This is a genomic window from Pedobacter miscanthi (assembly GCF_032678605.1).
GTDB classification, from domain to species: Bacteria; Bacteroidota; Bacteroidia; order Sphingobacteriales; family Sphingobacteriaceae; genus Pedobacter; species Pedobacter miscanthi_A.
This window is the reverse complement of record NZ_JAVTSU010000025.1, coordinates 40,135-62,577: the sequence shown is the minus strand read 5'-3', so window position 1 is coordinate 62,577 and position 22,443 is coordinate 40,135. Positions and strand designations below refer to the sequence as shown.

Annotated in this window: 19 protein-coding genes; 13 read left to right on the top strand and 6 right to left on the bottom strand. The window is 42.3% G+C overall.

Annotated features, from left to right (window positions below):
• Positions 1-67: 67 nt before the first annotated feature.
• The 5 genes from R2R28_RS26155 to R2R28_RS26135 form a co-directional block, all read right to left on the bottom strand.
• Entirely contained in the window at positions 68-874 is an 807-nt protein-coding gene (locus R2R28_RS26155) for a hypothetical protein (protein WP_316828606.1), read from the bottom strand.
• Between the two features lie 15 nt (positions 875-889).
• Positions 890-1,516 (bottom strand): hypothetical protein, encoded by a 627-nt coding sequence (locus tag R2R28_RS26150; RefSeq protein ID WP_316828605.1) that lies wholly within the window; start codon positions 1,514-1,516, stop codon positions 890-892.
• Positions 1,517-1,561: 45 nt separating this feature from the next.
• Positions 1,562-2,173, bottom strand: coding sequence for a hypothetical protein (locus R2R28_RS26145; RefSeq protein WP_316828604.1), 612 nt, complete (start codon positions 2,171-2,173; stop codon positions 1,562-1,564).
• A 253-nt stretch (positions 2,174-2,426) separates the two neighbouring features.
• On the bottom strand, positions 2,427-3,446 hold the full coding sequence (locus R2R28_RS26140) for an FRG domain-containing protein (protein ID WP_316828603.1): 1,020 nt from the start codon (positions 3,444-3,446) through the stop codon (positions 2,427-2,429).
• A 189-nt stretch (positions 3,447-3,635) separates the two neighbouring features.
• The gene (locus tag R2R28_RS26135) at positions 3,636-4,955 is read right to left on the bottom strand and encodes a hypothetical protein (protein ID WP_316828602.1); all 1,320 of its coding nucleotides are present in this window, start codon (positions 4,953-4,955) and stop codon (positions 3,636-3,638) included.
• Positions 4,956-5,142: 187 nt separating this feature from the next.
• Between R2R28_RS26135 and R2R28_RS26130 the strand changes: the two genes are divergently transcribed.
• The 13 genes from R2R28_RS26130 (at position 5,143) to R2R28_RS26070 (ending at position 21,421) form a co-directional block, all read left to right on the top strand.
• Complete coding sequence (locus R2R28_RS26130) at positions 5,143-7,458, top strand: restriction endonuclease (protein WP_316828601.1); 2,316 nt, start codon at positions 5,143-5,145, stop codon at positions 7,456-7,458.
• A gap of 182 nt (positions 7,459-7,640) precedes the next feature.
• Positions 7,641-9,491 carry a hypothetical protein gene (locus R2R28_RS26125; RefSeq protein ID WP_316828600.1) on the top strand — a complete coding sequence of 617 codons (1,851 nt, stop codon included), beginning with the start codon at positions 7,641-7,643 and terminating at the stop codon, positions 9,489-9,491.
• A gap of 9 nt (positions 9,492-9,500) precedes the next feature.
• Positions 9,501-10,418 carry a DUF4238 domain-containing protein gene (locus tag R2R28_RS26120; protein WP_316828599.1) on the top strand — a complete coding sequence of 306 codons (918 nt, stop codon included), beginning with the start codon at positions 9,501-9,503 and terminating at the stop codon, positions 10,416-10,418.
• A 281-nt stretch (positions 10,419-10,699) separates the two neighbouring features.
• Positions 10,700-11,020, top strand: coding sequence for a hypothetical protein (locus R2R28_RS26115; RefSeq protein WP_316828598.1), 321 nt, complete (start codon positions 10,700-10,702; stop codon positions 11,018-11,020).
• Between the two features lie 216 nt (positions 11,021-11,236).
• Positions 11,237-12,082 carry an AbiJ-NTD4 domain-containing protein gene (locus tag R2R28_RS26110; protein ID WP_316828597.1) on the top strand — a complete coding sequence of 282 codons (846 nt, stop codon included), beginning with the start codon at positions 11,237-11,239 and terminating at the stop codon, positions 12,080-12,082.
• A gap of 30 nt (positions 12,083-12,112) precedes the next feature.
• Positions 12,113-12,709, top strand: coding sequence for a hypothetical protein (locus tag R2R28_RS26105; protein WP_316828596.1), 597 nt, complete (start codon positions 12,113-12,115; stop codon positions 12,707-12,709).
• Positions 12,710-12,811: 102 nt separating this feature from the next.
• Complete coding sequence (locus tag R2R28_RS26100) at positions 12,812-13,288, top strand: group I intron-associated PD-(D/E)XK endonuclease (RefSeq protein ID WP_316828595.1); 477 nt, start codon at positions 12,812-12,814, stop codon at positions 13,286-13,288.
• Positions 13,281-14,153: an HNH endonuclease gene (locus tag R2R28_RS26095; RefSeq protein ID WP_316828594.1), complete on the top strand. Its 873-nt coding sequence runs from the start codon at positions 13,281-13,283 to the stop codon at positions 14,151-14,153. Before R2R28_RS26100 ends, R2R28_RS26095 begins: the two co-directional genes overlap by 8 nt.
• 80 nt (positions 14,154-14,233) lie before the next feature.
• Positions 14,234-15,253 carry an ATP-binding protein gene (locus R2R28_RS26090; RefSeq protein ID WP_316828593.1) on the top strand — a complete coding sequence of 340 codons (1,020 nt, stop codon included), beginning with the start codon at positions 14,234-14,236 and terminating at the stop codon, positions 15,251-15,253.
• A gap of 284 nt (positions 15,254-15,537) precedes the next feature.
• Positions 15,538-15,882 carry a hypothetical protein gene (locus R2R28_RS26085; protein ID WP_316828592.1) on the top strand — a complete coding sequence of 115 codons (345 nt, stop codon included), beginning with the start codon at positions 15,538-15,540 and terminating at the stop codon, positions 15,880-15,882.
• Between the two features lie 351 nt (positions 15,883-16,233).
• Complete coding sequence (locus R2R28_RS26080) at positions 16,234-17,976, top strand: tellurite resistance TerB C-terminal domain-containing protein (RefSeq protein WP_316828591.1); 1,743 nt, start codon at positions 16,234-16,236, stop codon at positions 17,974-17,976.
• Positions 17,973-19,286 (top strand): ATP-binding protein, encoded by a 1,314-nt coding sequence (locus R2R28_RS26075; RefSeq protein ID WP_316828590.1) that lies wholly within the window; start codon positions 17,973-17,975, stop codon positions 19,284-19,286. Before R2R28_RS26080 ends, R2R28_RS26075 begins: the two co-directional genes overlap by 4 nt.
• Complete coding sequence (locus tag R2R28_RS26070; protein WP_316828589.1) at positions 19,283-21,421, top strand: DEAD/DEAH box helicase; 2,139 nt, start codon at positions 19,283-19,285, stop codon at positions 21,419-21,421. The genes R2R28_RS26075 and R2R28_RS26070 overlap by 4 nt, the downstream gene beginning before the upstream one ends.
• A gap of 316 nt (positions 21,422-21,737) precedes the next feature.
• Here the strand turns inward: R2R28_RS26070 and R2R28_RS26065 are convergent, their stop codons facing one another.
• Positions 21,738-22,370: a DUF6680 family protein gene (locus tag R2R28_RS26065; protein ID WP_316828588.1), complete on the bottom strand. Its 633-nt coding sequence runs from the start codon at positions 22,368-22,370 to the stop codon at positions 21,738-21,740.
• Between the last annotated feature and the right edge of the window lie 73 nt (positions 22,371-22,443).

Here is a 22,443-nt window from a genome sequence, read left to right as displayed (position 1 = left end):
TCAGATCAATGTTTGATTGTTCTGCACGAATGTTAATAGTTTAAATATAGGTAGTACTTGATTTTCTTTAAAGTAAATTTAAATATTCATCAGGGAATCCGTCACTTACAGACTCGAACAAAATTTCACGTTTTGGGTCGGCAGAATAAATTTTTGTCGCGGTTTTGATCTCCCCTGAAATGCGTGAGATAATCAATTTCTGAACTGTAGAGCTAGATAAAGAAGTACTGAAAATATTCCAATTGGTGACACCGGGTAATATTTTCAGATTTTCAATTTTAAGCATGACGGCCATTCTTGTACCTATAACGGGTTCTTCAACGTACAAATTAAATCGTTTCGACAGCACATCAACTTTTTCATCCAACGCTTTGGCTTTATTATAATCAGTTGCGTTGAATATCCTGACAGAGAGGTTCCGTAGCGGGTAATTCCCTTTATTTTCGATAGCAAGTGTCACATTACCTAAGTCACTGTTCACCACAGGGAGCACAGATGCATAACCATCGCCGCCGGTAATGTTTAAAACTATGTGTTGTGCCGCATCATTCAACTGCTCTGCAAGCTGCTCATTTTTCGTTGTCAGGGATTCGAGTTTTTCAAGCTGCAACTTGGTGTTGTCAAGAATGTTATTGGTTTTCAAAGAAGACTTCCAATTTTGATACAAAGTGGCGAAGGAAACGACAATAGCCCCCAGAAGCGTCAGCGGGTTGAGCGAAAATTTGTAAAACCCTAAATCCCCTATAGGGATGGTGAATACAAAAGGTGATGAAATGGAGCCTATCGCCGCCAGGATAGCACCTAAGAAAATAAAATGCATCGGCTTTAGCTGAATCCACAGTGCCCTTAGAAAGGCTCGAAGTTTAGTCGTCATAAGTTAAAAAATTGATCATTTTGGTTCCCCCGATTGGCAATCATAAGGGAGGTTTACTTTTTCATCATGAGGGACAATGATTACCTCAAATCCCCCGTAGAATACCATACGTAAGATACAATCGGTTTTGCCATTCACTGTCCCATCAAAAAACTGATACTTGAAAAACGATTGGTTCTCTCCTACATAAATATGCCATTCAGGTAAGGACGAATGATTTGGGAGCCTTAATTCAATATCTGTTTTACCATACTCATCGAAGAACTGTTTATAATAAGGCGAAGGGTAAGAATGCCAGCACATTTTGTAAGTATGAAAATATACCCCGTATGCGATTTTGATCATCAAGTTATCTATCCGCTGACGGTCATGAAAAAATGAATTGCCAATCTGGGTCTTGAAAGTTTTGAGAAAAAGTTTGGGACTGTGCATAAATGTCCTGCGGACATCACCTTTCCAATGACCGAGCGCAACCTGATTATTCCGAGAACTACAAACCAAAATACCCCTGACATATTCATCATCTTTGGCGGTATCATTATTATGGACCGAACACGATGGTACTGTAATCAGATTAACCCTGTGGCCTTTTGGAAAAAAGCACTTTGCCGGAACATGCTCCACAGATGTGGCAGGTTCCATGCATATATAACAGGTTGACTGAGCGGCATCGTGCTTCATTAATTATTAACTGCTATAAGTCCGGATAAAAAGCCTTACCCCTTTTAGCATGATATCGCAACGGTTATAATCGCTAACCTTTTCCCAATGACCATGGGCGGCATCATTTCGCATTCCTGCCCAAGCCGTAATATCTTTTAAGTCCTGCTTATTTATTAATTCTTTTTCTTTCAAAGCTTTGGTGTACCCGTCAATAGTAAACTGCTGTGGCTGTAAGCCCTCCATATCGCACCACCCCCTCAAAAACTCCTCCAACGAAGCTCCGACAAGAACAACTGCAGCCGCATTATGAAATTTGGCATGGGAAAGTATTTCTTCCGCCTGTTCCAGATAATCACCCACAGTTTCTATCTGAATCTGCCGTTCGGGAGACATTGTTGAAGACAATCCTTTTTCCAGATACCGCACATAGCCCTGCATTAAACGCCTTGTTCCATTTAACCGTGCGCTGGTACTGATGAACCTAAAATCTTTTATGGCGGTATAGAAAGTGTTGTTTCTACCTCCATACACCCTGAGGAATTCCAAGGCTTCGGCAGTGAAAGCATGTGCATCACTTTCCTCCCTGTAATATCCTATTATTTCGTTGGCTTTGTTGATCAGTTCCCGATTGGTCATTTATGATTGTTAATTCGCTTAAAAATAAGGAAAGATTAATAATTCGGAAAGCAGGCCATCAAATTTTGTTAACTTAATAAAATCCACCTGCGATAAGTTTATCAACCGCCGCGTGAGCGATCGCTGCGGCATCCTCCCACCAGGAAGATGCAGCGGAAGACTCGACCGTTTAGGGGCAAGCCAAAACGAAAAAAGAGAGTAAACGTTAAGGGTATTTACTAATGGTCACTCCTTCAACATCCCTTCTATCCAACTATTTCGTTTTGAAAGTCCTGGGTACGGACATTCTTGCAATATGCTCTGGGTTGGGATAAATTGCTCTTTTTGTATAGCCCTGTTTGGAAAGAATTTCCCGCTGGAGCCAATAAACGATTGATTTATGAACATTTATACAGATTATAGGTGATCTGGGGGCCTCAAGTCCTTTGGCGTTATTGATTAGCCAATGCATCATGAATTTCTCCAGAAAAATCTCCTCTAAAGGCAAGTTAGGTGAATTATTAAAGATAAAAAGGCCACTTTGAGTAGTTATCCTCAAATTATTGTACAAGGAAAAGGCCGGCTTGCCAGATCTGAGTGTTTCTCGAATATATTGAAACCTTTTTTTCTTCAAAGTATTATATTCAACAGCTTTTTTACTGGTCAAACTTAACTGTTTGAAATCACCGATCTGGTTGAGGATATGGTCTTCAATGAGTATATACAGGCTAATATAATCTTCAATTTCATCTGCTCCAGAAGTCTGGTGATAATAATCAACTTCTTGTTTCGTGATTCCATCAGTAGCAAAAAAAAGTGCAGCATTGATGTCGGTTGTCCAATCTGTAAACGGCGTTGGCGCACGGTGGTGCTGTAAAAAACTGAGTACTGAGACATCAGAATCCTGCATCCCGGTAGATTTTAAAAAATTGGATAGCACACCTCTGTTCGCCGTCCTTGCATTTCTAATCATTTGAACAATGGTGCTGTGATAGATTTCACCATCGGTCGGCAATACTGAAGTGTTTGTTCTAAAGGCTCTTTGCGCAGAGCTGAACATCCGGAATTTGGCTTGATTCACCCCTCTAAATGCTACCTTTTTATCTTTCAGCTGTTCAGGAAGTTCATGCTTGATAAAGTTCAAGAATTCCGTGGAGCTGCGAACGATGTAATGTTTGTCGAACACACTTTTCTTCTCCTCAAAGGAGCTATAGATATCCAGATGATCGGTCCTGGGCCGGTTCCATTCTTTCGTCAAAAGTTCCTTTAAAAGTTCATTATTATTTTCAATCATCCTTTTATCTAATTATGGTTGCTATGTACAGTTAATTCAACAATAGGTATCGAAAACCTGCTCCAAAATGGTATCGTTTATTAATGGTTTTTTAGCTGGTACAGGTCCCTCCTCAATAACTTTTATGATTATCCCTTCAGTTAATCTATAATATGTACCAAGTTTTCTCAATAAAAATATCTGATGCCACTAAATCACTGGAATTTCAGCTTTCCGATCGAAATAAACGCGAATATTGTTGAGCGATTTCTTAAGTTCTTCCACAATACGCTCCGATTCTGATAGTTTATCTAGCGCAACACAGTACTGTTTATAAGCATCGTCGCATTTTTTAACTGCATTTATATATTCAGGATGCCTCAGATTAAACCGCCCATCGAAATCCGCAAAGTCCTCATCCGGAAATTCTTCCCGAAGTTCCCTATAGCGAATTGCACGGGCATTCTTTTCTTCATAGGAAACATCATGCTCCTGCTTACATCTTTCAAATACAGCAGTTTCCGTGGATATGTTATCTTCTACTTTCGGGATCTCTGTTTCAAGGATCGGCCTCATGCGGAGATTGAAGCTTTCAATCTTATCAATGATACCACCGATAGCCACTGTGCCCGAAAGGGCATTGATTGATTCAATAAAGGTTAACGCCCCGGAAATCTTCTCTGCCCTATATATCATCAAGTCATGTCCCGAGAGCTGTATTTCTTCCCTAATCTGGCTTGGGCCAGCTAAAATGCCCCAGCTTTTGGTAAAAACCTTAAATTTACTTCCGTTGAGGAAACTGGCCAGTCCACTGACCATTTCCTCACATTGCCCCAAAAGATATCTGTTCACGAAAGCACTTTCACTCAGATTGGCCAGGTTCCAGGCGTCTTTTGCATATTCCATTGCCCATTCCCAGCTTTCATTGCTCACAAAATGATTAGCAGAGTACCTTATAATTTCGTATTTATTTACAAAGCGGTATTTAATCCAATCGGAATAAGGCACGACAAGTATCCCCTTGTACTGTATAATACTATAGAAATAACTCGAGTTGCCATAACCAAAATTGGTTTTAAAAAACACGGTAAAGTTATCATTCAACTTATGCACCGGATACTCCCATCCCATCCTGCGGTGAGATATAGCGAGGATAGCCGGATCCAACTTTAGCTCGTTTTGCTTTAGGCCCAGGCAATAGGCCGTAATCCGTTCTTTGGTATAACTCTCGAGCACGCTGTTGGGCTGGTGTTCATAGTATTTTTTTATCCCCTCAAGGCCATAATGGAGGTTTCCCTCCGGCGCGTTCATATAACGGCAATAGTTTACATTGTTGAAAATCACTTTAAGCTCCTGGTGCTCGGCAATCTTTCTAAAAAGTTCAGGTCCCTTAATAGCAGACTTAAATAAAGGTTCAAAAGCCTTCCAGGCCTGTTCCAGTGGATTTGGTATAGGTACAAATTGTACCGCGAGGTTTCCGTTGAGTGTATTTTCCCGCAGGAGGCATATCCTTGTTGTGTTGATAGACATATAGAGCGTTTGTGGACTAGTTTCCCATTCCGGGATACATCTAAAATTTAGTCCTCTAAGATAATTAAAAAACATAAAGGTCTATCCAAAGGGTTTAAACATCATTCCCTTCTACTGGTTAGCAATCAAAAATGCTTAGATTAGTGGCTTAACCAAAGACAGTTTCCAGAGATAAAAAAATTTAATAATGCTCGACTACGATTTCCTTAATTTATCCCCCATTGAATTTGAAGTACTTACCAGAGATGTCCTGCAGCTCCACCTTGGGGTACAACTGGAATCATTCGGACAGGGAAAAGATAATGGGATTGATCTTAGGTACGCTAGAGTAAGCGGACTTGTCATTCAGTGCAAGCGATACTCTGATTTTTCCGTGCTTTTGCAGGCGCTGAAAAAAGAAATCAAAACTGTAGAAAAACTCGCCCCTAAACGATATATACTGGTAACCTCTGTCTCGATGTTGCCCGAAAGAAAGCGGAAGATCGCCGAGCTTTTTTATCCTTATATCCTTGGACCTGAAGATATCTTTGGCCGTGAAGACCTGAACAACCTGTTAACACAATATCCACAGGTCGAAAAAGCCAATTTCAAACTCTGGCTTTCCAGCACCACTGTACTGGAAAAGATCCTGGGCAGCCAGATCATCAACCAATCCACCTTTGCCCTGGAAGATATCCGCTCAAAAGTCAATATCTATGTGCAGAACGACAGTTTTCCGGAAGCCAGTAAAATCCTTGCCGAAAACCGGTATGTGATTATCTCGGGCATACCGGGGATCGGAAAAACCACCTTGGCAGAAGTACTGGTATTCGATGCGCTGGCCAGGGGTTATGAAGAGTTTATTTATCTCTCAGAAGGGATCGCCGAAGGTTACCGCAGCTACCAGGAAGGCCGGAAACAGATTTTTCTTTTTGACGACTTTTTGGGCAGCAACTTTCTGGAGCGAAATATCGGCACCAATGAGGAAAAACAGATCCTGAAGTTCATTGCCCGTATCCAGCAGGCACCGGATAAACTGCTGATCTTTACCACCAGGGAATATATCCTCATGCAGGCAAGCGTGATCTTCGAAAAGTTTGACCAGATGGCCTTTGTCAAAACCATACTGGACCTTTCCAAATATACCACAATGGTCCGGGCACGCATCCTGTATAATCACCTGTTCTTTAATCAGATTCCTTACCCGTATATTTCAGAGATCATCCGCCAGGATTCTCTGATGAGTTTTATTAACCACGACAATTATAATCCCCGGATCATCGAGTACATCGCCAATAGCCGGCTTTGGGAAAAGTATTCGCCAAAGGAGTTTCCCATGGCTATGCTGGAGATTTTTGAAAGCCCGTTCAAAGTCTGGGAACATGCATTTGAATATCAGATCAGTGAAGAATGCCGGGCTGTGCTTTTGTGCCTGCTCATCGCTGATGCCAGTCCCGAATATGAACACGTTTTCTCACAGGCGCAAATCTACACAGCCCAGTTTTCCAAAAACGGGGAGATAAGCCGTTCGGAGTTTAAACGCGCTCTTAAAGAACTAGACAATTCTTTTATCATGGTCCACAGGCACAAAGAAACCGTCTTCCTGCGCTTCCATAACCCATCCATCAAAGACTTCCTGGTAGCTTACCTCCAGGCTGATGAACATATTCAGATCCAACTGATCAGTGCCGGACAACAGCTCAGGGCAATGGTAGAATTCTTTTCAACAAAAGGTAGTTTTTCCAAAAACAGCCTCAATGTATCTGATAGAGTTAAAGCTGTACTGGAAACACGTATCATTCGTGATTTTGATACTCTGCTCGCGCCTAGGAGGTTCTATTTTGACAAGGAAATCCATGCAGACAATTTTGTGGCGTCCAAACTCAACTGGATGAACCTCCACCTGAAATATGAAAAGGGAGACCGGGTTTACCACTTTATTAGGGAAACGATCAAGCCACTTTTGTATTCAAAACACATCCATAACGATTCCCTGAATGAGTTTGCCAGGGTAATCAGCGACGTTTTTGATGAGCATGATGCAATTGATCTTGCCCTCGTTCTGGACAACCTCACCCCGTTGATCAGCTATGAAGACGATCTGGCCGTGCTGAAAAACCTGGAAGAGACATTTCCAGATGCATTCGCCAAATTCCGCGAAGCGGATGAGGATGCCTATCAGCAGATTTTTGCACCCATTATTGAAGAAAAAACAGATACCTCATCAGAGGATATCGAGTTTTTGAAGGATAAGATAGCTGAACTCCATGAACTTGAAAATTCCTATGAAGTCTATGTTGGCGAAGCTGTATACGAACTGGAAAAGCGGATCGAAAAACTACAGTACCAGCAAGACCTGAGAAAAGATGATGAATATTATGATGATTATCCAGAGGGATTTGACTATAAATATAATTATGCTGATTTCAAAACCTACGCAGCCCGCAGAGATGTTTCAGCATTCCCTGTAAGGGGCATGAGCGAGTCCGATCAGATCGAGAATATGTTCCGCTCATTGGAATAGATTTTGGATTTAAGGGATGTCGTTTAAAGAATGTCATTATCCTTAATGTAATTCAAGATCAAACGGTATCGCATTATTTTTAACATATAGCCAGCTATCAAATTACTATCATCACAAATCGATCTGCTACCTGTTTCAACTTCAGCTCAATTTTGAATAACTTAGCTTCATAACCAACGCTCATGCCTGCTGATACTTTTTTTGACTTAAAAGCACAATTCTTACAATCCGGCACTAGCCCACTGATCGAGGACATCCGTGTTGATTTTTTAGAAATCAATCCAGGTGACTACAAGGCCAAATACGTCCACATCAGACGAGGGGAATTCACCAGCCTGGTCCATTTTAACAGGGCAGATCTCGGCATAGGCATACTATTCGAGGAATGCAACTTTTTGGAGGGCGTACATCTGGAAGCCGTAGCGGTCAAACACTTCGATGATACCTTCTGGCCGGAGAATACCAGTATCCTGTTCAAGAATTGCACGTTTCACGGACGGGTGGAAATAGACGGATGTAGTTTACGGCAGGCACTGGTATTTTACGGCTGTAAATTTACAAAAGAGCTGACGGTCAAAAAAAGCCATACCAGCCATGAAGGAATCAAGCTTGAAAAATGTACGCTAGAAGATCATCTCAGGATTTCTGAATGCCAGAGCCAGGGCGATATACATCTGATCTCATCAAACTTGCAACGTGCTGTGCTAATTGAATACTGTAGCGCCGAAAACCTGATGTTCAGTGGTTCAAATGTTTTCTCTATGGGGGTGGAACTGGATTATAATATTGCAAGGATGAATATCATCTTTCTGGACGGCTTGATTCGTGGAGAGGTTCATTTCACGGCAGTGGAAACCACCAAAGGAGGTTTACGCCTAATCGGCAGCCAATTTGAGAAGGGCTTTTTCATTGATTACAGCACCAGAGGGGCCGCTTTCCAACAAGGGATCTTTCAATATTCCATTGACAGCTGTAAATTTTTCTCCGGACTTTTTATCAAAGGTACCCAGGGTGATAAACGACGGGTTTCACCAGTCAGAATGATCATCATTGAACTAACCCCCAATCTTTCTGGCAATATCAATTTCAGCGACCTGGATGTGGGCAAGGTATTCATGCAGGGTTATAACAACAGCGCCAATATCAGTTTTACCAATGTAGCTGTAAACGAGCTGACCATCTGTGAGACAACCAATCAGGGCGGGATTATTTTTTCAGGACTGAGGGCATCCCGTTTGCAATGGCAGGATGACCAGGCACCTATCCTCACCAGAAGTTCAGCCATTGTGATGTCCAACACCAACCTGGGTAAAGCCTTGTTTTTTCAGTGTGATTTCAGCAGTTTTGATCTCATCGATCTGCATAATGTGATACTGACAGATATCTCCAGTTCGAACGTCACCTGGTTCAGTCCACTTCAGCTGGAGAACCGCCGGATAATAACCAATAGACTGGAACTTAAAAAGGCAAAAAAGCAGCGTAAACACTATGAAATCGAGTATGCACGTCATAGCCTTTACCGGGCACTCAGCTCGGTTCGGGAAATCTACCGTCAGTTGAAATTCGCCTCCCAAAAACAGGGCGACATGCCCTTGTCTCTTGAATTCCAACGCCATGAAATGCACTATTATAAACAGGCTGTTGCCGTACAACGACCGAGGCAATGGAGTGAGTACCTCATTCTCTGGAGCAGTGGCAGCAATAATTATGGGCAGAGCTGGCTCCGCGCAATGACCGGACTGTTGGTTTTTTCCGCGCTCAGTTATATTCCGGTGGGATTTTACGCCTCCTCTAAGCTAGATTACCATCATTTTGCGACCTCATGGGACGAGCTTGGAGTTAATATTGCCATATTGGGACAAAACTTAAAAATGTGGGTTGTGCTATTGAATCCTACCCACCGCATCAAGGACTTAAGCGATAATATCGATGATTTTCCTTCTATCATCTATGTTTTTGACCTCCTGAGCAGGGTCATTATCTCCTATTTTATCTTCCAGATGGTAAGTGCCTTTCGCAAATTCAGCAAATAATGATTGATCATGTCCAGAGTTAAAAGACAGCATTATGTGCCCCTGTTTTATTTGAAGGGCTTCAGTAATGAGCAGTCACAGGTCTACGTATTTGATAAGACCGATTTTCACACCTACAGCACCAACCCAATAAACATTGGTGTCGAGGGCCAGTTTTACGATCAGAAGCACATTGACCACAAATTCGGGAAACAGTTTATCGAAAAGACCCTTGGAGACATCGAGACCAGCTTCTCCATCCTGCTCCAAAACCTTATTGAAGGGATAGAAAGCAGAAAAATCCGGGCGATCAATGAAGATACCAAACTTCAGATCTGCAGGTACGTAGCATTACAAGCGATACGCACCAAGGAACAGCGCCAAAGTATGGAACAGTTATTTGGGATGATGAAGCAAAAATTTCAGCACAGCGGTTGGCTCAGTGATGAACAGATTGATCAATTGGGCTTCAATATCGGACCGGATGAAACCAGGTTTATCCACAACAGTCAGCTTTTACCAGATAATAAATTCGCCGCTGACCTTACCGGTATCCTGATGTCCCACATCTGTTTGATTTTTAAAAATATTAGCGATATGCCCTTAATCACCTCGGATAATCCGGTTGCTAAAAAAAGCAACCTCAATAATGAGGTGCGTTCTAATTTCGGTTTTCGCTCAAAAGGCATCGAAATCATGTTCCCCTTATCCCCCGGATATCTGATTGCTTTTCTGGAACGAACCCATTTCAAAGACCTGGAACAGTACGAAAATGAAGTCTTAGTGCTCAAAGACCCACAGCACATCATCCACTATAATTCCTTTCAGGTCAAAGGTTCGTATCGTCGCCTGTTTTCAAAAAGTGCTGATTTTGAACTGGCCAGGGAAATGATTACCCATGATCCTGACCTGGGACTGGTGGACCGCAAACGTTACGGAATAGGTTGAGCATTTATAGGGTATTGTATTCTTGCGGTCCTAAATATCTAAAAGCGGTCACCCTGATACAACAGTTTCCGCTAAATATGTTTTATCATGCTTAACTCAAATTACCGTGGGTGCAAAAAAATGTACAAATTGTTTAATAACATATATACCCTGAGATCCTCCTGCTGTAATAACTGATGAAAAACTCCACTGCACCCGCAAACCTGCACCATTCAGCAAAAACATAACTATTTGTTTGTTAAATAGATAAACGTAAATTAGCATAAAATAAAAAACACAGTATGGGTGAACAATTATACTTTCCAATCTGGAAAAAACGACTGGGAGATATACTTGATTTAAGTGAACATTACTCCTCCGCAAGCTCGATTCAGCTATCTCAAAGCCACTTCGATGAAGTAGGAAACCGCAGGGATTATTCATTTAATCTTATACTGGTAAATGGGCAGGCCGTAAATGATATCTCAGGCAGTGCTGTTGCCCGGGACCTGGCAAGTGTTATCGCAGAAAATACGGATGCAATGGCACGGTTGCGAAACAGAACAATCCGCATCAATATGAACCAGCATTTTACGCTAAATATCTTTGATCAGACACCATAAGGGTCAACATCTGTCAGTGAACAAGAACAAAAAAATAGCAGGATAACAGCAATCCCGCTGATTCCCGGGGAAGAATCCTAAAAAAACAATAATCTCTTTTTGCCTCCTTTCAATAAAGGCCCTAAAATTATTCTTCCGGAAATTAAAAGCCTATCAGAATATTATCAGTCAATCTGTTATATTTGTCCGCATCGTTAACCACTCAATTTTCTAACCATGACGTTCTCTAAAAGGTCTGGATACAAAGCCCGCCCGCTACAGCGTGAAGGCATCGATTTACCGCTGCGCAACGCGCTCTGGAATGCCTATATCGATGGCTTTAGTTGTGAAATCAAACAATATTACGAACACGATCTGCTCAGGCAAATTTTCCTTGACTTTTTTGAGAAAAGCGTTGAGGATCTCCATGACTACCACACCAAAAACGCGCTTGAGGTAGGTTTGCGGTGGTTTATTTCCAATTGGTACTTTAAGACAGCACTCTGGTATGAAATCTTTGATTTTATCGAATATCTTACCACCTTACATTCGTCGCTGAAAAACCCCGAGACCTTTTCGATCCAGGTAAACGCTGCTTTTAATAAAAACAATGCTGCCTACCGGCTTATCAATGGACAGATCGTCCCTGTAACCCTGGAAACAGAGGTTGAATCAATCAATGAAGCCATGTTGGCAAGTGCAAAGTTTCCTGCTGTAAATACCCATCTTGGCCAGTCCCTGGCCATGCTTTCCGACCGAGCGCGTCCGGATTACCGCAATTCGATCAAGGAATCTGTTTCTGCTATCGAATCCTATTGTGGAGCTGTTCTCGGCGAACAAAAAGGAACGCTTGGAAAATTACTGGCCATACTGGAAAGAAACTGTGGCCTTCACCCCTCACTCAAGGAATCCATTTCAAAATTATATGGATTTGCGAGCGATGCAGGCGGGATCAGGCATGCGCTCCAACAAGACAGCGAAGAATTTGGACCCGAAGATGCTAAGTTCATACTGGTATTTTCCACTGCATTTATTAATTACCTGGACAAAAAACACTCCCAGAATGAACTTATCAACCCTTAGCACCATACAAAACACAGCATTTACATATAGATGGAAACTACACCAGAAGCAGCCAAACCAACTTCCCAAAAACAACAACGTGAAAGCAGGAAAATACTCATTCAGGGCGGCATATTGATCCTCTGCATATTGATCCTGGCTCCACTGATTGTGGTCTCTATATACTCCGTTGCAGAGCTGCTTTCAGAAAACACTACAGGAAAATACCTGTATCTTACCAACATTGGTTTCGCACTCTTTGCAGGTCTTGCCACATTAATGTTCAACTGGTCCAGGAGCCTGGATGCCAAAGACTACCCTTATGAAAGCCAGCATATCAATGAGATCGGCGAATTTTCTATTCTTGGCGGAATAGGTTTTCTACTCGCCTCGCTCTTTCAATTTACCCAGACAATGCCTAAAGACCATGGCATACTAAAAATTGTTCCCAAAATCTATTTCGTAATGAGTCCATACATCATTCTCATTATTTTTCTGCTCACCAGTGCTATCGCTGCAATCGTCCTTTTTCAGATTATCTCTGTTTATGCCGATGTCCGGCACGTGAGAAGCAATTTGGCTCTTGCGGTGGAAAAAGCAGCTTCCAGAGAAAATGAGCCCATTAGCCAAACAGACACAAAACCTTAATCTGCCAGAATCTTTTCGTTATAGATCATTAAATCAACCGCCCACTTCTAATGATGTATTATTTTATAATACACCAATTAAAATTTAAATTTCGTTCTCCAAATGTCCATCAAACTCGAAAAAAGCCAGACCGGCATCGCCGCTGAATTCTATGCAGCAGGCGAGCTCTCCCGCCTGGGCTACAACGTAACGGTAACCTTCGGCAACACCAAATCCATAGATCTTTTAATCCAAATGGACAAGGATATTTTCAAGGTGCAAGTGAAAGGCATCCAGGCAACCAGCTCCATCTGCTGGAACCTGGATAAAACCAAGGTCACTTCAGATATTTATTATGTACTGGTCAACCTGCATGTCGACCAACCTGCCTTAAAACCCGAATTCTTTGTCCTTACAGGAAATGATGCATTACTGCTATTCAAAGATACCCCGAGGGGCGGAACCAAGCGCACCTACCTGGACTATAAAAGCATCTTTAAACAGAAAATCTATCGGGACCGGTGGCATATCTTTGGAAGCCCGTTTAATGTTGAAGAGGCGTATGTTATGGAAACCTTAAAGCCACAACAACATGTTTAGCGCCGGGGAACTTTTATGGGTAAAAAATGTCAGACGCGATGAAGGGCGAGACTGGGCATATTTTGAAGATGGTACCGAAAACAGTTTCCACCTCAATTTTTCTAAGGACCAAAAAAAGGGCGCGGCCAAGATCATGCCAGGTGAAGTTATATTGCTATTTCAGCGGGTGGACAAAGTTCCCGGCACAGCAACACATACCTATCTGACCCATCTGGTTACCCCAGTGGATACTTTGCTACGGGAAAATCCAGCGCTTGACCACTGCTTCAAATGGGAGCGCAAGGTCGCGGTGATTGCAAGGGCCGATCCAAGGGATTCCATTTATACCACCGCAAACCAACTCAACTTCAAACGTCCGCAGTTCGGCAAAATCTGTCCCATCGAACTGCTCAGCTATACCAAGGATACCGTCCAATTGCAAAACGAGGTCTGGAATCACTTCATTGGAAATCTCAATCCACACATTGAAGATTATCTCCTAAGCCTTGATCTTCCGATCGATAGCCTGGATGAGGACTTCACCGTCCAGGAAGGTGCTGAAGCTCAAAATCTCAAAGTCCATAAAACAAGGGAACGTAACCGGGTAATTGTCGGTATCGCCAAACAGCGCGCTATGAAAAAAGGCAATGGATATGTTCTGTGCGAATGTTGCGGTTTTGATTTTCGAAAAAGATATGGGGAACTGGGTTATGGCTTCATCGAGTGCCACCACGCACTGCACATCAGCACTGGCGGTGTTAGAAAAACTAAGGTGAGCGATTTACATATGGTCTGCTCAAACTGCCATAGGATGTTGCACAAACAACTCGAAAACGGCAATTACCACACAGTAAGCTCGCTAAGAAAATCACTCAAACTAGAATAGAGGTTCGTATTGCCTTAGGAACCATGGCAGAACCTGAACTAGTATATTATTATATTTGAACCGATTTAAGTTTAACATCAATGTCTGACATCACCGAAAAGCTGACTCAGCTCATCTCCTACGAATCCGAAAATTCTTTACTGGATTTCAAGCAGATACAATATCCAATGGGCAAAACAGCCGCCAACAAGGCTGAACTGCTTAAGGATATTTCCTCGATGGCAAACGGGCCTTCTAATGAGGACAAATTCATCATTATCGGCGTAAAGGAAAAGGCCGGTAGAGCCAACGGACTGTTATCGGTCGAAGAACTGACTGACGAGGCTATCTACCAGCAATTCGTATTGCAGAACATTGAACCCAAAATTAATTTTGAATACCGATCTTTTGCATATCAAGGCAAACATTTGGCCTATTTCAGGATCTTTGACAATGAACAACGCCCCTATCTCTTCAAAAAAGATGTTCCCGGAATTAGTCCAAAAGCGCAAGACTTTCATATTGGTGACGGTTTCATCCGGCTTGGCAGCAGTACCAAAAGACTTGACCGCAATGATCTTGAACTGATATACAAAACAAGGTTTAGCAAAATAGACAAAAAGCGGTTCATTTCGGTAGAACCGTATTTAGCCAAGAGCCAGCAGAATGAACTTAAAGGAGCACTCTTTCTCGATTTCAGGGTTAGCAACCGATCTTCAGCACAGATCCACCTCGACGTTGAACTGAAACTTGATAATGCCGGAGCGGGGGTAATGATTGCAGATGAACTCATCGATAAACTCTTTAACAAAGAACGAGAACGTAAACGCCAATCCAGCATGTTCGGATTTACCGACCTTCCAAGGGTCTACGTTCCAAATCAACATATCACTTTAAAACAGGACGAAGATTTTATCACAGTGAAACGCGACAGGAAACGGAATATCGCTGGAGCACTCACCATTGCCCAGCACGACACGGACAATGAAATCTTCCTTAATGACCTGATCGTTATTGGGCGGGATACCGATCGTTTAAAGGGAACACTTACCTTAAGAAGTGATGACTTCAGTGGTAGCCCCTTCATTCTTAATCTCGATATCCCCATTACGCTAACCTAGTAGAATGTACATGAAGAATTCTTGAAGTATCAAAAGTGCAAATAGTCGCTATCTTTATCAGAACCTTAAGTATTCCCGTAGCTTGACGCCACTGACCAAAAACTGCCGATAAATAAGAACCAAAGCTGTCCAGGCCCAACTGAAAAACAGATCTGATTTAGCTCTGCGTTATAGTTCTGAACTAATTTAGTTAAACCCTAGTTAAGTATCAAAATGATCCAAATAAAAAAAATCCCCTAATATCACAAACAATCAATATATTGCCATATTCTAAATGCTCGAAGATGATTGGACTATACCTAATATTGATCGGCCTGGTAATCATCTATCTCACCACGCCGAAAAACAGAAAAAAATTCAGAAAGAAACGCCTCGCCATATCCAGCCAATTGGCTTATGTGCAAACCAAGTTCAAAAAAACCATCACCAAAGACAAACACAATTCTCAACCCAGAATTACCATAAGATATGGGGCTGGCATCGAAAATGAGGACTGCAATTCGCCGGCTAAGCCAGAAAATATAGATAGTCCATCCGCAGTGGATATCGAGGTTGAAAAAAATACAAATATTCCCTCCTATACACCTAAAATAGCAAGTCCCGCCCATGCTTCGGCACCCGTAAAATAAGAAACGGTAAGTACAACAATTGCGAATGGTGCTGCAACTCTTATCGAATCCATCAATAGCCATAACAGCAATACTATAACCACCTTATTTGCAAATGCAAGCGAAAAGGAAGCTATTTCTGCGCAACAGCTACAAAGGCACATTAGCCTGGATGATGCATACCCAGAGACAAAAAGGGAGCAACAGAATTATAATAAAGAAAATGAATGGATTGAAATTCCAAATGATCAACCAAATGAAAATGACGTAGCCCAATTCCAGGAGCCAGCATTAGGTTCAGAACCGGGAAAACTACAGAGAGAAGATATACAACAGGAAGATGAATACTTTGAAAAAGCAATAGAAGCAGATATGAAAATAGACGATTTTATCGATATCGAAGAAGATGACCAGCCGATAGATCAGGAAAAACTTAACTTTGAACTAACTACTTTAGTACCACACTGGCCACATCGCTATATCTACGCCCTATCCGACCTAGATTATGCGAATAAGCAACAAAAAGAATTCTACTATAAATTCAGGGATACTTTTTTCCAGGGCAAATGCCTTGATGTATTGGGCAATAACAACTACTACTTCCTGCTCCTCTTTGATTTACTTGAACAATACGAAAAGCATAAAAACCTGCAAAGGCTTGAAGAATACCTCGATAGACTAGCTGCAGCCTATCCCCGTACCAAAGGATATGGCAGGAGATTTCTCTTGGAGAAAATGTATAGTGCGAACTATACAGAGGGCATAACACGTTTGGAGCGGCGAATGGTAGAGGAAAACACGTACTTGTCCTGGGACTGGAAAGGCCGTTATAAGGATAAGCTGAATCTGGGCAAAAAAGAAATGGATATTCTCGAAAAGATATACCTATCTAGCAACAACTTCGTGAGCATAGCCTTCTGCGGAACGGAATTGGTGAAGCTGTACATCAATACCGCGAAAAAACTCGAAGATGCCTACCACGCCAAACGATTAAAAAAAAGCGAGGAGTTTCACGCCATACTCGATCTGATTGCTAGAAAAGAATACCGTTTCCACCTCAATAGTTCCAATTACAACTACCATATCAAAAATGGCGAAAATGCATTGTATGAATACCTGGTTAAATACTGCGAGCAGTTACTGAGAAAAAAATACCAATTCAAAAAACTCTCTGGGTTTGATAAACATTATAGCCACCCCATGGTCAATGAGGCCATTAGGGAACACATGCTCACCCATATAGAAGAGTATATCCCGGAGCTGTTAGACAATGCCGCGATGCCCGATGAGCAGACAGAAATGGCATTAAATGTCCTTCACACCACCAGGTGGAAGACAATATTAAACCTGGATGAAAGCTATTACAAGCAAGTCGGTACAAATGAATACCTCCGAAACGCTGAGCACCTGATCCTATTTAACAAAAGCAATCCATCTCTGGAAAACATCCTTCTGGAATTGGCTAAGTTCTTAAGCAACCTGGGCAAGCAGAAAAGCATCGAATACTTTTTAAGATACATTGATCAAAACCTGAAACAGCGTACCCTGACATTGAAGGATATGTCCAAGGCGATGGCAAAAAAACTCTTCAGCAGTCCAGAAAGCCATATCAAGTTCCTTAAAGTGATGACCAGTTTGCTCAAAAGAGAGCAAACACTCGAGAGCGCCCTGGAGGAAATCAAAGGATTCTACGAGCCGGTCAGAAAAAAGATCAGTTTGGACATCAACAGCATAAAAAAAATACAGCACGATTTCTCAGCTACTGCAGATGTACTTTCCGTGCTGCTTTCAGATGAGGAGGAGCCCGTAAAAACTGAAAGCAGTGCCATAGCCCGGGTTACGACGACCACTATCGGAATTGCGCACCAAAGTGCCTACCAAATTGACTTTAGCGGGATAGAAGTCCAATTACTACAGTTATTCCAAAACAGAACGTTTAGCTTAGGACAAGCTGAAATCGATTCATTCTGCCAATCCATGGGGGCATCTACAGGAGTATTGGTCAATAATATCAATGAGCAGAGCTATGAGCTGCTCGACGACCTGCTGATAGAAAAACAGGCAGATACCTACACCATTAATAGCGAATATTATAAACAGATAGAAAAGATATGATTACAGGAGTAAAACCAAAAGAGGCAACAGCAATAATCAATTCCCTTCTGGGAGGCGTAGTACCTAAAATCGGACTGCAACATATCAATGTGGGCAGGACAGCAGAAGTGGATGCTTTCCTACAAGCACTAGCAGACGTGAAAAACGGGCATAGCATGTTCAAGTTTTGGATCGGCGATTTCGGCTCTGGAAAATCCTTTATGCTCCATTTACTCAACACGGTAGCACTGAAGCAAAAGTTTGTTGTCACCAATGCAGATTTCACTCCCGATAACAGGCTGTACTCCAACGACGGCAAAGGCCTGGCATTATATGCCGCCATCATGGATAACATTGCTATCCAAACGATGCCAGAGGGTGGCGCACTGCCAACACTACTGGAAAAATGGATTGAACAAATGCTCAGTGAGGTCTCTGTGGAACAAAAGATATCACTTGTTGATATCCGCAAAGAAGAACATCTCCCCTTGGTGGAGCAAAAGATCATGCAAACGGTCAATACCATAACTGAAGTGGGTGGCTTTGACTTTGGTTTTGTTATCCTCAAATACTACAATGGGTATATCAGCGGCGATGAAACTTTAAAAAGATCAGCCTTAAAATGGCTCAAAGGAGAGTACAAGACAAAAACCGAAGCCAGAATAGACTTGGGTGTAAGGGATATCATCGGTGATCTAAACTATTACGACATGCTCAAAAACTTCTGCAAGTTATTTGTTAGCATGGGATACAGTGGTTTTATGATTAATCTCGATGAAGCCATCAACTTATACAAAATCTCCACCGCCCAAATGAGAGAGAAAAACTACGAAAAGATCCTCACTATCTACAATGACTGTTTCCAGGGAAAGGTTAACCACCTATTTTTCAATATTGCCGGCACAAAAGAATTCCTCGAAAACCATCGACGCGGACTCTTTAGCTACCATGCGCTCAAATCCCGTTTGGAGACCAATAAATTCGAATCCACAGCAATTAGGGACTTTGCCCAGCCGGTTATCCGGCTTCTTCCACTAGATCATAACGAGATATTTGTATTGCTTAAAAACCTTAAATCCATCTTCGATTTCAATTACCAGAGCGAAATCAATATCAGCGATGCAGATATCCAGCAGTTCATGGAAGAGCTCTTCAACCAGCCCGGGGCATCAGAATTCCTCACCCCCAGGGAGGTGATCAGGGACTTCTTGAATATACTGAGTATTCTTAGGCAAAACCCAGGCCTAGACAAACAGCAACTCTTCGGCGAGATCAAAATCAGCGATGAGCGACCTGTAGAAATGAGTTTGGATGATATAGAGGAATTATGATCGAGTTACTCTCAGCTCCAATACGGAGATACATTAGGGATAAAAGATGGGAAAGTTTACGCCCGATACAAAGCCATGCCATCGCCCATATTATACAGAGCGACAAACATATAATCCTTTCCTCCAAAACTGCATCAGGTAAAACAGAGGCGGCTTTTCTGCCTATGCTCTCTAAGTTGGACTACACGAGAAGAGGCGTTAAAATACTTTATGTATCACCGCTCATCGCTCTGATCAATGATCAATTCAATCGGATTGAAGAACTCTGCGAATACCTGGAAGTACCCGTAACCAAATGGCATGGTGAGGCCAAACGCTCCGCTAAAGAAGCCCTACTGAAATCACCTGACGGTGTTGTGTTGATCACCCCAGAGTCCATAGAAGCCATGCTGGTCAATGCCCCACAAAATGCAGCCGAGCTTTTCGGAGAACTCCAGTACCTGGTCATAGACGAGATACATTCCTTCATCGGTACAGACCGGGGGACGCAGCTGGCCTCCCTGATTTCCAGGCTCGGCCAAATCAACAAAACCGGATTCCGCGTCATCGGACTTTCCGCCACGATAGGAGCAGTAGCAGAAGCAAAAAAACTGACCGGCCATCCCGAGCATACAACTTTGCTAAAAGACAAAGCAAAGCGCGAAATGGATATTTCCTTCAAATACTACAAAATAGAAGGCGTGGAACTTCCTCTGGATCTACTAAAGGATCTGTATTTAGAAGTTAAGGATTCCAAAGTCCTCATCTTCCCCAATAGCCGTGGCAGAGCCGAAGAGGTCGCCGTTAAGCTCAAAAAGATTTCAGGCCGGGTCAAGGGCCATACTAATTACTTCTCCCACCATTCCTCAGTGGACAGAGAACTTAGGGAATATATTGAACAATTTGCCAAAACAAATACACGTTATCCGTTTGCCATCTCCTGTACTTCTACGCTGGAGCTGGGCATTGATATCGGGTCCGTCGAAAAAGTAGTTCAGATCGATGCAGCCCATTCGATTGCATCGCTGATCCAGCGTGTAGGAAGGAGCGGCCGAAGAGATGGGGAAAAAAGCAGCTTAATTAGCTATGCCACCGACGAGTGGAACCTCACCCAGTCGCTGGCATGCATAGAGCTGTTTAGAGAAGACTTCATCGAGCCCATGCATGCAGCAGAAAAGCCATATGACCTGCTTCTCCATCAGATACTCTCGATCGTCAAACAGTATAATGGCAGGACAATAGACCAGCTGAAAGACCTTGTCGCAGTTAACTTTGCTTTTGCAAACATCTCTCCAGAGGAAATTCACTACATCATCAAAGGCTTGCTTGAACACGAACAATTGGAGCAGATCGGATTAGAGCTTATTATCGGTGTTGAGGGTGAACGTACGGTCAATACTAAGGATTTTTACAGCGTATTCCGCACAGACCCTAGCTTTAAGATCATCCACCAGGACAAAACCATTGGAGAACTCCCCCTGATGTCTTCCCTGCAAATCGATGAAAATATACTCTTGGCAGCAAAAATCTGGAAAATCCAGGAAATCGACTACAGGGCAAGCAAAGTGTTCGTTATCCCTGCAAAAGACGGAAAGAAGCCAATATTCTTTGGAACCGGCGGAGAGGTACACCCCAAGATACGCGAAAAGATGCTTGAAATACTTTGCGTTGGGCGATATAATAACTACCCCGAGTTGAGCGAGGAAGCCCAGGAAGCACTCCGGCTGCTCCAGCTGGAATTCAGAAGCTTTTCTATTCAGGATATCCGTATAGACAGACCGCTCATGGCCAAACACCTGGAAAGCATATTTTACGCCTTCCAGGGAACAAAGATCAATAGAAGCATAAATTTCCTATTGAGCCTAAAAAATATTGAGGTAGAGTACCATGAACATGATAGCAGCTTCATCTTTAAAACCTCACCATCGCAGGTCATTACCATCATCAAAACGCTATCAGCCACGCCAGAAGAAATCGACTGCCAGATCGATAGGCTGCTGCAGAATAACCCAACGGTAATGGAATTTTCCAAATGGGGAAAATATCTACCCTTAGATTATCAGCGCTTCCTGCTCAAATCTAAGGTGTATGACTTCGAGGGGGCACAAAATTTCCTACAGAGCTGCAGCCTGATCATTGCCACGGAAAAACAGTAGTAAAAGGCAGCTACCGATAAACCCAACACATGGACTCCATCCTTTGGCTTCTTTATAACAGAAAAGAGATAAGGACATGACCACTAAGGCCGCTATGCGCTCCCCTGCCCCGATCACATTCATGTACCTGATATTATTCCCCATTACCACGACCAGCAGAACTTTAATATTTTTGTGAGTATTGTGATTGTCTGATTTCGAAAGTAATCGCACAGGATTTTAAAGCTATCAAAAGATTACAAACTAACATCAAGACAAATATCGATTGCCATTTTGCACTCCATATTAAAAACCAGACTTTAGTTTTATTATGGCCCTAGTCTTTATCCTTTACAACTCTGATGTTCCAAGGCTTTTCATTTAGATAATGTTCCTTGGTCAGCTGTTGAATTTCTATTTGATTTTTCATATACTCCTGATTTTTCTCAATAGTCTCATCGTCATTATCTATCTCCATAGATAAAGACCCCTGGCCGCTTAAAACTTTAACCAGTAAATCTTTTATCAGTTTATTTTGTGCTTCGTCCTGCTTATGGCCACTAGGGGCATATACATTTCTTTTTATTGTTACTCTATCAAAGTTTTGATAGTTTAAAGACAGTGCCATCTCATAGAGTAATGTCGTAAGGTAATCTCCTGTTTTTTCGCTCCAGGCAGCCAAATTCTCCGGAGTAACCTGCTGGCTTAACAGGTCAAAATATTCTTTCCAAGCATCTATAACCTTCTTGTATCTATTACCTGAGAATTCGAGATCTATCCGGTTCAGTGCCCCAACGTGCTCAAAAGATAAACTAGAGCCCCGTGTTGCCATTAATGTCTTAAATATTTCAATTTTCCTATTTTTGCTAGACCGCCTGGTATCAAGTATTTTATCTACCTGTATAGCTATAATAGGACTTGAAATTACGGCAAGAATCTGTAGATATTCATTCGTGGTCAAAGCGCTCATCTTCGAAATTGGTTAAAACCAAATATACGAAATAACACTAATTATCCATCTGCTAAAACCGGAACAGTTAAGA